Origin of the sequence: Marinobacter sp. (assembly GCF_041690455.1) — a bacterium.
GTDB lineage: Bacteria > Pseudomonadota > Gammaproteobacteria > Pseudomonadales > Oleiphilaceae > Marinobacter.
The window spans coordinates 40683-52491 of sequence record NZ_JAWLHI010000024.1; the positions used below are offsets into that span (position 1 = coordinate 40683).

The window sequence follows — 11809 nt, forward strand, 5'->3', positions numbered from 1 at the left end:
TCCTGCTCCCCGGTCATTCCGGCAGACAACTTTCAGGGGCGAGCTGGTCCTCCAGGGTTTCCCGGCGGCGCACCACGTGAACCTGGTCACCGTCCACCATCAGTTCGGGGGGACGGTTGCGGGTGTTGTAATTGGAGCTCATGACAAAACCATAGGCGCCGGCGGAGCGAACCGCCAGCAGGTCTCCGGCCTGCAGGCGCAAATGCCGGTCCTTGCCCAGGAAATCCCCGGTTTCGCACACGGGCCCAACCAGGTCCCAGGCTTTCTCCTCGCCGTCCTGGTGTGGTCGGACCGGAATGATGGACTGCCAGGCGCTGTAAAGGGCCGGACGAATCAGGTCGTTCATGGCGGCATCGATAATGGCAAAATTGCGGTGTTCGGTGCACTTCAGGAATTCGACACGGGTCACCAGGATCCCGGCGTTGGCGGCAATCGAGCGCCCCGGCTCGAGGATCAGTTCCAGGTTACGATCCCCCAGGCGTTCCGCCAGGGCCTTCACATAGTCTGAGGGCTGGGGCGGCTGCTCCTGGTCATAGGTCACCCCAAGGCCGCCACCCATGTCCAGATGGCGGATCCGGATACCCTGCTCCGCCAGGGTATCGATCAGTGCCAGCACCCGGTCCAGGGCATCCAGGAACGGCGATACCGAAGTCAGCTGGGACCCGATATGACAATCCACGCCATGGATTTCCAGATTCGGAAGGGCCGCGGCCCGGGCATAGACCTGCGGTGCCTCGGCGATATCGATGCCGAACTTGTTCTCTTTCAGACCAGTGGAGATGTAGGGATGGGTCCCGGCATCGACGTCCGGGTTGACCCGCAGGGAAACCGGGGCTTTCACTCCCAGCTCACCGGCCACCTGGTTCAGGCGGTCCAGTTCGGTATCCGATTCCACGTTGAAACAGCGAACCCCCGCTTCCAGGGCGCGCTTCATTTCCCACTCCTGCTTGCCAACGCCGGAGAACACCACCTTGCCGGCATCGCCGCCGGCCCGGAGTACCCGCTCAAGCTCACCCACAGACACGATATCGAAACCCGCCCCCAGGCGGGCCAGCACATTCAGTACCGCCAGGTTGCTGTTGGCCTTGACCGCATAACACACCAGGTGCGGACGGCCCTTGAGCGCATCGTCGTAGGCCCGGTAATGGCGCTCAAGGGTGGCCCGGGAATAGATGTAGGCAGGTGTGCCGAAGCGCTCGGCGATTTCGGAGACAGGGACGTCTTCGGCGTAAAGCTCGCCGTTACGGTAGTTGAAGTGGTCCATGGATATCCTGATTCGTTAAGCGGGTGCGCAGTTGCTCAGTTATCACTATGTTCACGGTCTTCGTCGGCCTGGCCGTCGGTCACGGCCCGGACCGCCTCGCTGGTGGCGGCTCCGCCCTGGTCACGGTACAACGGGCCCTTCTGGCCACAGCCTGCCAGCGATAGGGTAAGCACGAGGCTGAAGATCGCAAAAAGTCGAAAAGGCATGGGCGCCCCCGGAAAGTTGCTTTGGCGCAGTATACCTGACACCCATGGCGGCGGGCGAGACACCGCAACCGACCCGGACCTTCTTTTCCATGGCAGTATCAGTATCATGGAGCCACTGTCCGACACCTGAGGCTACCCGCACGTGAAAGAATTCGTGATTCGCCGCTACCGGCCAGACCAGACACCACAGGACGGTCGCCAGACCCTGCTGAGAATCGACGACGAAGGCACCGTGGTCCAGGTCGACCATCAGTCCGAGGCGGTCCTGGGATATGAGGCCGGGGAGCTGGTGGGGCAACCGGTCCATCGCATCCTGGCTTCCCGCCAGGACGACCCGTTTGCACCGGTGAACCGGCATCAGATCGAGGGCGGGCAACAGATCCTGGTGACCTTCCGGCACCGGGACGGTTTCTTCTTTACTGCCCAGCTCAGCCTCAAACAGGCCATCCATGACTCCGACCAGGCGGCCCGGGCCACCATCGCACTGGCCGACGCCGCCCGCGTGGATCCAGGCCTGCTCAAATCCGCTGAAAATCTTGCCCGGTTCGGACTCTGGGAACTGGACATCACCAGCAACGAGATGACCTGGAGTGAAGGCATCTACCAGTTGTTGGAGCTACGGCCGGGCCTGGACATCACGCCGGATCAGGCGCTGTTCTACTGCCAGACCGGCCAGTCCAGGGTCCGGGCCCTGTTCCGGCGCTGCATGCGCACCGGCCAGGCATTTTCCCTGGAGCTGAACGTGCTGACGGCACGGCAGAAGCAGTGTCGCATGACCCTGGACGGCCGGGCACTGCGCAAGGGTGGTCGCATCCACCGCCTGGTGGGCACCCTGGTGGATCGCACCGCCATCATGGAACAAGAAAAAGCTCTGGACCATTGCCATCGGCTGATGGAAGCCACCGGTCAGGCAACCCCCGACCTGGTGGCGGCGGTAGACACGCGTCTGACGCTCCTGCACTGCAACCAGTCCTACGCCAGCCAGTTCGCCCAGACCTTCGGCAAGGCACCGGCCGTCGGTGACAATCTCAGAGAGCTGCTCCGGGAACACCCCAACGAACGCCGGCTGATCGAACGGCTCTGGCAGCGGGCGTTCGAGCGGGGCAGCTTCGTGGTGGAAATGCCCCTGGCCCACCAGAATCGCGACCTGCCCATCCACGAGTTTCACTACCAGCGTCTGACCAGCGTCCAGGGCGACATCCTCGGCGCCGTTCACGTTGGCCGCAACACCCACACCCGGATCAGCCAGAGCGAAGCCGGTGACCGGATCCGCCGTGACCCGGTCACCGGCCTGATGAATCGGCGGGAATTCCTGGCCCGCCTGCTCCGGACCCTGGAACAGAAAACCCACCGGGACAGCGTCGACAGCCTGCTGTACCTGGACCTGGACGATTTCAACCGCTTCAACGAAACCGCCGGCAGTGGCACCTGCGACCGTTACCTGCGGGAGCTGGCCGGCAATCTGGGGGTGCGGATACGGCAACGGGACGCCCTGGCCCGGTTATCCGGGGATACCTTCGTACTGCTGATCGAGAACTGCCCCGAGCCCCGGGCCCGCAAAATTGCCGACGATATCCGGGAACTGGTCCGGGGGTTTGTTTTCGAATGGCAGGGCAGCAAGCTGCAGACCACTGCCAGCGGCGGTCTGCTGGTGATGGAGAAAGAATTCCCCGGGGATCCGGAAAAGCTGCTGGCCCAGGCCGCGGACCTGTGCCATACCGCCAAGACCTCCGGACGCAACCGGATTCACACTGCCCGGGCAATTGCCTCCGACATGGATGAGAACCTGATTGCCCAGCGGCTGGAACAGATCCGGGAAGCCCTGGACAACGATCGACTGCTCCTCGAATACCAGGCGTTGAAACCCGTCGCCAGCGCGACCTGGGGCGACCATATTGAAATCCTCTGCCGCATCCCGGCGCTCCGGGATGGCCAGAGCCAGCTCCAGCCGGACCAGTTCCTGCCGGTCACCGAACGCTTTGACCTGGCCAAGCGCCTGGACCGCCAGGTCATCCGCCAGACCCTCGACTGGCTGTCGCAACACAAGCTGCTGGAGCCACGCATCAAGTATTGCGGCTTCAACCTGTCCATCACCAGCGTGCTCGATGACACCTTCCCCGACTTTCTGGAAGCCGAATTGGCCAACTCGCCGTTCTCGCCGGAATACTTTTGCCTGGAAATCCGCGAGGAACACGCCACCCAGTATCCGGACGATGTCGCCATCCTGTGCGACGCCCTGCACAAGATTGGCTGCCGGGTGGCGCTGGAAGGTGCGGGAGCCTCGGTGGAAAGTTACAGCCTGGCGGCAAAATTGCCCGTGGACATCATCAAGCTGGACCGCAGGATGATGGAAAAGCTGGAGGAGGACCCGGTGCAACAGGTGATGGTGGAAGCCTTGCACCGGATCGCCGAGGCGGCGGGGAAAACCACGGTCGCCACCCACATTGAAAGCGACCATACCTTGCGCAGAGTGCGGACCCTCGGGATCCACTTCGGCCAGGGCTCCCACCTGGAAGATCCCCGGCCACTGGAGGACCTGACGCCGGCGGTGGTCGGCCTCTCATCCGGTCACCCGGTTGGCTGAGCCGGGCGCCGGAGATCCCGCTCAGCCCCGAAGTTTTCGGGCCCGGGCGACGGCTGCCCGTACCTGCTCCGGCGCTGTGCCGCCCAGATGGTTGCGGGCCTGGACCGAGCCTTCGAGGGTGAGCACATCGAATACGTCTTCACCGATCACATCCGAGAACTGCCTCAATTCCTCCAGGGTCATCTCTGACAGGTCACGTCCTTCCGCCACACCAAAGGCTACCGACTTGCCGACGATCTCGTGGGCATCCCGGAACGGCACACCTTTCTTGACCAGGTAATCCGCCAGGTCGGTGGCGGTGGAGAAACCGCCCTTGGCCGCCACCCGCATATTGTCCGCCTTGGCGCGGATCGCCGGAATCATGTCGGCGTAGGCCTTCAGGCAGCCCTTGACGGTATCGACGGTATCAAACAGCGGCTCCTTGTCTTCCTGGTTGTCCTTGTTGTAAGCCAGCGGCTGGCTCTTCATCAGGGTCAGCAGGCTGATCAGGTGACCATTGACCCGGCCGGTCTTGCCACGCACCAGTTCCGGGACGTCCGGGTTCTTCTTCTGGGGCATGATGGACGAACCGGTGCAGAAGCGGTCCGGCAGATCGATGAAATCGAACTGGGCGGAGGTCCACAGCACCAGTTCCTCGCTGAAGCGGGACAGGTGGGTCATCAGCAGCGCCGCGAAGCTGCAGAACTCGATGGCAAAGTCCCGGTCACTGACCGAATCCAGGCTGTTCTCGGTGGGCCGGTCGAAGCCCAGCAGCCGGGCGGTCATGTCCCGGTCGATGGGATAGGTGGTACCCGCCAGGGCGGCGGCGCCCAGGGGCATCACGTTGACCCGCTTGCGGCAGTCCTGCAGGCGCTCCCCGTCCCGGACCAGCATCTCGTACCAGGCCAGCAGGTGATGGCCGAAGGTGACCGGCTGGGCGGTCTGCAGATGGGTGAAACCGGGCATGATGGTGTCGGCCTCGCGCTCGGCCAGGTCAAGCAGGCCGGCCTGCAGGCGGTCGAGCTCTTCGGCGATGACATCGATCTCATCGCGCAGGTACAGGCGGATGTCGGTAGCCACCTGGTCATTCCGGCTGCGACCTGTGTGCAGTTTCTTGCCGGTGATGCCGATACGATCGGTCAGCCGTGCCTCGATATTCATGTGCACGTCCTCGAGGCTCACAGACCACTCGAAGTTGCCGGCCTCGATGTCGGCCTTCACACCCTCCAATCCCTCGATGATCTGGTCCCGCTCTTCGGTAGTGAGCACCCCCACTTCCGCCAGCATGGTGGCGTGGGCAATCGAACCGGTAATGTCGTGATGATACAGGCGCTGGTCAAAGCCCACGGAGGCGGTGAACCGCTCGACAAAGGCATCGGTGGGCTCGCTGAAGCGCCCGCCCCAGGGTTTTTCGGAGGATGTGGTCTGGTCAGACTTTTTCTGATCCGTCATGGTCTATCTTTCCTGCTGACGGCCCGGCATCATCTGCGGGCAACGGGTACATTTGATGTGGCGGGATTATAGCATTCTGACCGGTGCAAAGGAGACACCCCTGAACGGCGACAAAAGTGTGAGCAGTCCTGATTTCTTCGTCCCGGACCTGTGCCGGGTGCGGGCCGTATTCCTGCTTCTGGTCACCAGCGAACTTTTCGTGCTGGTGCTGTCGATCGTGCAGACCGAGACCGGCTGGATCGACTGGAACTACTTCGGCCTGCTGTCCCTGTTCGTGCAGTGGACCACCCTCACCAGCGTCGCCCTTATCTGCCTGCTTCGCAGCCGCCTGGCGCGGATGACGATCACCCGTTCGACCCTGCTCATCGTTGCCATTGTGCTCGCTGACGTTCTCGCCTTCAGCCTGTTTGCCGACCGGGTCCTGCATCCCGAGCCCGGCGTCACCAAGTGGCAGGGCATTGCCAAGAAGCTGCTGGTGGCATTGCTGATCGTGCTCATGGTGTTGCGCTACTTCTACCTCCAGCAGCAGTGGCAGGCCCAGCGGGAAGCCGAGATGGGGGCCCGGCTGGCGGCACTGCAGGCCCGGATCCAGCCGCACTTCCTGTTCAACAGCATGAACACCATCGCCAGCCTGATTGCCACCCGTCCCGAACAGGCCGAGGAGGCGGTGCTGGATCTTTCCGAACTGTTCCGGGCCAGCCTGCGCACCTCCGACCAGCTGATCCCGCTGGCCCGGGAACTGGAGCTGTGTCGGCGCTATCTGGCCATCGAAAGCCTGCGCCTGGGGGATCGCCTTCAGGTGGACTGGGTCGTCAGCCCCGGCCTGGAACACCAGGCCATTCCGCCCCTGACCCTGCAGCCGCTGATCGAGAACGCCATTTACCACGGCATCCAGCCACGTCCGGAAGGGGGTACCGTCCGGATCGAGATTTCCGCCCGGGGTGAGTTTGCCTACCTGATGGTGCAGAATCCGAAACCGGAACAGGACCAGCGTCGCCACCGGGGTAACCGCATGGCGCTGGCCAACATCCAGTCACGGTTGCAGGCGCTGTTCGGCGAGCCGGCCGTGCTCAAGCACAGTCATCAACACGAAACCTACACCGTGACCCTTCGCCTGCCCCGGCGGAAGGCAAGCCAACAGTAATAAATGAAAACCAATGAGCAGATCGGACGTCATGACCGAAAACGGCAACCATAACCTGAACATCCTGATTGCCGATGACGAACCCCTTGCCAGGGAACGTCTCCGGCGACTGGTTGACGCCCTGCCCGGCTATCGCATCTGCGGCGAAGCCGCCGATGGCGACAGCACCCTGCAAAAGGTCGCCGAAATGGAGCCGGACATCCTGTTGCTGGACATCCGCATGCCAGGCATGGATGGCATGGAGGCGGCGGCTCGCCTGAGCCAGCTGGAGCACCCGCCGGCCCTGGTTTTCTGTACCGCCTACGACCATTACGCCATCCAGGCATTCGGTGTGCAGGCCACCGCCTACCTGCTGAAACCGGTGCGCAAGGAAGCCCTGGCCGAAGCCCTGGATCGGGTCGGCCGGGTCAACCGGGTCCAGCGCCAGCAGCTGGCCGGCAACAAACACAGGAATGACCAGCTGGCGGTCCGGACCCACCGTGGCACGGAGCTGATTGACCTGGCGGATATCCTCTACTGCGAGGCGGATCAGAAGTACGTCACCATCCATCACCTGGGCGGCGAGACGGTCTCCGACTATACCCTCAAGGAGCTGGAAGCGAGCTATCCCGAGCAACTCCTGAGGGTTCACCGCAATACCCTGGTGGGCGTGCGCTTCGTCAAGGCACTGGAGCGCACCGCCGAAGGCCAGAGCCGGATCATCCTGCGGGACAGGCCCGAGCGTCTGGCGGTCAGCCGACGCCACGCCGCCGATGTGCGCCAGTGGTTGCAGGAGCACCAGCCCGGCTGACTGCGGTTTTCACCACGGGACATTTCTGCCGTCACGCGTTAACCTTGGCGAACATTTTCCCAACCGACAGTGAGTGCCATGTCCAAACGTACCCTTCGCATCGCAACCCGCAGCAGCGCCCTTGCGCTCTGGCAGGCAGAACACATCAAGGCCGAACTTGAGCGCCTGCACGACAACGTCAGCGTTGAACTGGTCAAGATCAAGACCCAGGGCGACAAAATCCTGGATGTGCCGCTCGCCAAGATCGGGGGCAAGGGACTGTTCGTGAAGGAACTCGAGGAAGCCATGCTCGACGGTCGTGCCGACCTGGCGGTGCACTCCATGAAAGACGTGCCCATGGAGTTCCCGGAAGGCCTGGGACTGGTGGCTATCTGCGAACGTGAGGATCCGACCGATGCCTTCGTCAGCAACAAGTACGAGACCGTGGATGCCCTCCCGGACGGTGCCGTGGTCGGTACCGCCAGCCTGCGCCGGGAAGCCCAGCTGCGGGCCTACCGCCCCGACCTTCAGATCAAGGTCCTGCGGGGGAATGTGAATACCCGGCTGGCGAAACTCGATGCCGAGGAGTACGACGCTATCGTGCTGGCGAGCTCCGGCCTCAAGCGTCTGGGCTTTCACAACCGTATCCGTTACTGCCTGCCGGACACCGTTTCCTTGCCGGCAGTCGGCCAGGGTGCCCTGGGCATCGAATGCCGGGTGGACGACACCGAACTGCTGGAACTGATCGCACCCCTGAACCACACCGACACGTGGGACCGGGTCAGGGCCGAGCGGGCACTGAACCGTCGCCTGGAAGGTGGCTGCCAGGTGCCCATCGCCGCCTACGCGCTGCTGGAAGACGAAGACACGCTCTGGTTGCGCGGTTTGGTAGGCGCCGTCAACGGCGAGCAGATCTTCCGGGTGGAAGGCCGGGCACCCCGGAGCGAGGGCGAACGCCTGGGCCGTGAGCTCGCTGAAGACCTGCTGGCCATGGGGGCAGACAAGGTACTGGCGGAAATCTATGGTCACACCCCACGCTGATTATCCCGATCTGACCGGCCGGCGGGTCCTGATCTGCCGGCCGGAACCGGAAGCCGGGCGTCTTGCCCGGGCCTTCGAATCCGCCGGCGCCGAAGTCCGGGTCCTGCCGCTGATCGACCGGGAGCCACTGCCGGAAACCCCGGAAAACCGCACCACGGTCCTGAACCTCGACCAGTTCACCCACGTTATCGCCGTCAGCCCCTACGCCGCCCGCCGGCTGCTGGAGGAAATCGACACCTGGTGGCCCCAGATTCCCATGGGCATCCGCTGGTATGCGGTCGGCGCCGGCACCGCAGCGGTGCTGGCCGGCCACGGCCTGTCGGTGCGCCGGCCGGCGAGCGGCTGGACCAGCGAAGCCCTGCTGGAACTCCCCTCCCTGGCCCGGCCGAACGGAGAGCAGGTGTTGATTGCCCGGGGCGAGGACGGGCGTGAGCTGATCCGTCAGACCCTGGAATCGAGAGGCGCAAGAGTCACCGTGCTGCCCCTGTACCGACGGTTCTGCCCGGACTACTCTCAGGAGGAAGTAAACCTTGCCCTCGGCCAGTTTGCACCGGAGGTCATCGTGGCACTGTCCGGGGAAACCTTGAACAATCTCATCGCACTATGTGCGAAGAGCGGCCATAATCTATACGATAGGTTACTGATCGTTCCCGCCGAACGTGTGGCCCAGACGGCCCGGGAGGCGGGATTCGAAAGACCGTGTGTACCAGGAAGTCTTGCCGATAATGACATCGTGGCCACTGTTGCAGCACAGCTTTATGGCAGAAACGGTGGCGCCGCAAATAAAACGTAAGGACGCCCGTGACTGAAACAACCGATCAACTGCCCGCTCCCATCCCCCGGGAACAACCCAGCCGCCAGAAACTCTGGCCCCTGTGGTTGCTCGCGATTGTTGCACTGGTCGTCGCCATTGCCCTGGCCCTGTGGAGCTGGCAGCAATGGCAGGCGCACCAGGCCACTTTACAGACTCTCGAGAGCCTGCAACAGGATACCCGTCAGCTTGAAGACCTTTATGGTGACCGGGGCAGCCAACAGGCCCAGAGAATCCAGTCCCTGGAGGAGAAACTTGCCGCCCAGCGCGAACTGATTGCCACCCAGCAACGCCAGATTGACCACAACGCCCGGGAATTACTCGAAGCCGGTAACCGCACCCGCACCGACTGGCTGTTGGCCGAGGCGGAATACCTGCTGCGAATCGCCAACCAGCGCCTGCAGATCGAGAAAGACATCGGCGGCGCCATCTCCGCCCTGCGGGCCGCCGACGAGGTGCTGGCCGAGTCCGATGACATCGGCGTCTACCCGGTGCGCCAACAGCTGGCCCGGGAACTGCTCGCCCTCAAAGGCATTGAAAACGTCGACCGGACCGGCCTTTACCTCACCCTCGAAGCCGGTATCGACAGCGTCAACCAGCTCACGGATCAGGCCCTTATCCACGAGTCCGCGCCCGGATTCGTGGGCGAAGACGGCGGAGCTACCCTGGACGCCACCGAAGGCGGTCCGGGCCTGCTCGCCCAGGCCTGGAACCAGTTCACCGACACCCTCGGCCGGGTTGTGGTGGTACGCCGGCTGGATGAGCCCGTCAAACCCCTGCTGTCACCGGACCAGAGTGCTTACGCCCGGCTCAACCTCCAGCTGATGCTGGAAGAAGCGGAAATGGCCGTCTTGCGTGGCAATCAGGCCCTGTACGAGCGCGCCCTCGCCAAAGCCCGGGCTGCTGTCAGCGACTGGTACAACCCGGAAAATCCCCGGGTGAAAGCGCTGTCGGATACCCTCGCAGAGCTGGCCACCCGTAACGTCGATCCGGAACTGCCGGACATCAGCAAATCCCTCGATCTTCTCAAGCAACGCCTGGCTGGCCGGCTCGATGGCAATGGCGAAGACGGCGAGGAGACCAGTGCCGGCGCCGGAGGCACGGAATCATGATCCGCCTCCTGCTGATTATCCTGATTGCACTGCTGATCGGCACCGGCCTGGCGCTGGGCCTGCAATATGACCTTGGCTATATCCGGGTCAGTCTGGGCCACTACCTGGTGGAAACCAATTTCTGGGTGGGCCTGGCGCTGTTTGTGGTGCTGGTGGTACTTACGGTTGTCGCCATCAGCCTGATCCGCCGTTTTCGCCAGGGCACCGGCGTGGTGGCTGGCTGGATCGCACGGGGCAACGAGCGCCGCGCCCGGCGCCGCACCACCCAGGGGCTGCTGGCACTGGCCGAGGGTAATTGGCCCAGGGCCCGGAAACTGCTGACCTCCGCTGCCGACAAGGCCGATACGCCGCTGATCAACTACCTGGCCGCAGCCCAGGCGGCCTTCGAGTCCGGCGACCATGAGGCGGTGGATGACCTGCTGCGCCAGGCCTTCGAGAGCACCCCGGGCTCGGATCTTGCCGTGGGTATCACCCAGGCCCAGCTACAGCTGGCGGGCAACCGCCTGGAACAGGCGCTCGCCACCCTGATAAGGCTGCGCAAGCAGTCACCGCATCATCCTTTTGTACTGAAGCTGCTGAAGAATACCTACCTGAGACTCGAGGACTGGCGCGAACTGTCCAGGCTGTTGCCGGAACTGCGTAAGCGGGATGTCCTGCCCGAAGCGGAGTTTCACGAGCTGGAACGGGAAGTCTGGCACAACCTGCTGGAACGGGCGGCCGAGGAGTGTGAACGGGCCCGCAAGGAAGACCCGAAGGCCTCCCTGGAACCTCTCACCCGCTTGTGGGACGAACTGCCCGGATTCCTGCGCCGGGATGAATACACCATCCGGGATTACTCCCGCCTGCTGGCCAAACTGGGCGACGAGGCCCAGGCCGAAACCCTGCTGCGCAAGGTGCTGCGGAACCACTGGAGTGACGAGCTGATCAACCTCTATGGGCGGATCGAAGGGCAGAAAACGGATGAGCAGCTGTTGCTGGCCGAGCAATGGCTCAAGGACCGCCCCAACAATCCCGAACTCCTGCTGGCCCTCGGACGTCTCAGCCTGCGCAATGAGCTGTGGGGCAAGGCCAGGGAGTATTTCGAGACCAGCCTGCGCCTGCGCCGCAGCCGCGAGGCCCTGGCCGAACTGAGCCGGCTGAATGCCCACATGGGCGAGGAAGAGCTGAGCATCAAACTGATGATGCAGGGGCTGGCCCATGATAACGGGCTGCCGGAGCTGCCGATGCCGAAGGCCTGAGCTTGGGGGCATACCCAGGAAGGGGTCAGATGAAAGCGTTCATCTGACCCCAAATTCATGCCCGGCCGCTGATTGAAGTGACCCCCGAAAGTTGGACACCGACTTTCGAAGGGTTACATGAAAAGAACCTACAGCAAGACCTTCAAAATACAGGTGGCGCGGCTCTATCTTGAGAATGAGATCAGCCTTCACCAGGTCGCCAGACATTA

General features: G+C 63.3%; 10 protein-coding genes. 7 read left to right on the forward strand and 3 right to left on the reverse strand.

Annotated elements, in window-relative coordinates; translation table 11 throughout:
* Positions 1-13: 13 nt before the first annotated feature.
* Together lysA and lptM are read right to left on the reverse strand one after the other, a co-directional pair.
* On the reverse strand, positions 14-1264 hold the full coding sequence (gene lysA, locus ACESMW_RS07750) for a diaminopimelate decarboxylase (protein WP_372986471.1): 1251 nt from the start codon (positions 1262-1264) through the stop codon (positions 14-16).
* Between the two features lie 35 nt (positions 1265-1299).
* Positions 1300-1470 carry an LPS translocon maturation chaperone LptM gene (gene lptM, locus ACESMW_RS07755; RefSeq protein WP_372986472.1) on the reverse strand — a complete coding sequence of 57 codons (171 nt, stop codon included), beginning with the start codon at positions 1468-1470 and terminating at the stop codon, positions 1300-1302.
* A gap of 142 nt (positions 1471-1612) precedes the next feature.
* On the opposite strand from lptM, the gene ACESMW_RS07760 reads away from it, so the two are divergent.
* Positions 1613-4054 (forward strand): EAL domain-containing protein, encoded by a 2442-nt coding sequence (locus ACESMW_RS07760; protein WP_372986473.1) that lies wholly within the window; start codon positions 1613-1615, stop codon positions 4052-4054.
* Between the two features lie 21 nt (positions 4055-4075).
* On the opposite strand, the gene argH is transcribed toward ACESMW_RS07760, so the two are convergent.
* Positions 4076-5485, reverse strand: coding sequence for an argininosuccinate lyase (argH, locus tag ACESMW_RS07765; RefSeq protein ID WP_372986474.1), 1410 nt, complete (start codon positions 5483-5485; stop codon positions 4076-4078).
* Positions 5486-5540: 55 nt separating this feature from the next.
* Here argH and ACESMW_RS07770 point away from each other — a divergent pair, with 55 nt between their 5' ends.
* The 6 genes from ACESMW_RS07770 (at position 5541) to ACESMW_RS07795 (ending at position 11600) form a co-directional block, all read left to right on the forward strand.
* The gene (locus tag ACESMW_RS07770; RefSeq protein ID WP_372986475.1) at positions 5541-6629 is read left to right on the forward strand and encodes a sensor histidine kinase; all 1089 of its coding nucleotides are present in this window, start codon (positions 5541-5543) and stop codon (positions 6627-6629) included.
* Positions 6630-6642: 13 nt separating this feature from the next.
* Positions 6643-7419, forward strand: a complete 777-nt coding sequence (locus ACESMW_RS07775) for a LytR/AlgR family response regulator transcription factor (RefSeq protein WP_372986476.1) — start codon at positions 6643-6645, stop codon at positions 7417-7419.
* A gap of 78 nt (positions 7420-7497) precedes the next feature.
* A complete protein-coding gene (gene hemC, locus ACESMW_RS07780; protein ID WP_372986477.1) occupies positions 7498-8439 on the forward strand; it encodes a hydroxymethylbilane synthase in 942 nt (313 codons plus the stop codon).
* Positions 8420-9232, forward strand: a complete 813-nt coding sequence (locus tag ACESMW_RS07785) for a uroporphyrinogen-III synthase (protein WP_372986478.1) — start codon at positions 8420-8422, stop codon at positions 9230-9232. Before hemC ends, ACESMW_RS07785 begins: the two co-directional genes overlap by 20 nt.
* A gap of 8 nt (positions 9233-9240) precedes the next feature.
* Positions 9241-10362: a uroporphyrinogen-III C-methyltransferase gene (locus ACESMW_RS07790; protein ID WP_372986479.1), complete on the forward strand. Its 1122-nt coding sequence runs from the start codon at positions 9241-9243 to the stop codon at positions 10360-10362.
* Positions 10359-11600 carry a heme biosynthesis HemY N-terminal domain-containing protein gene (locus ACESMW_RS07795; RefSeq protein ID WP_372986480.1) on the forward strand — a complete coding sequence of 414 codons (1242 nt, stop codon included), beginning with the start codon at positions 10359-10361 and terminating at the stop codon, positions 11598-11600. The genes ACESMW_RS07790 and ACESMW_RS07795 overlap by 4 nt, the downstream gene beginning before the upstream one ends.
* The last annotated feature ends 209 nt before the right edge of the window (positions 11601-11809 follow it).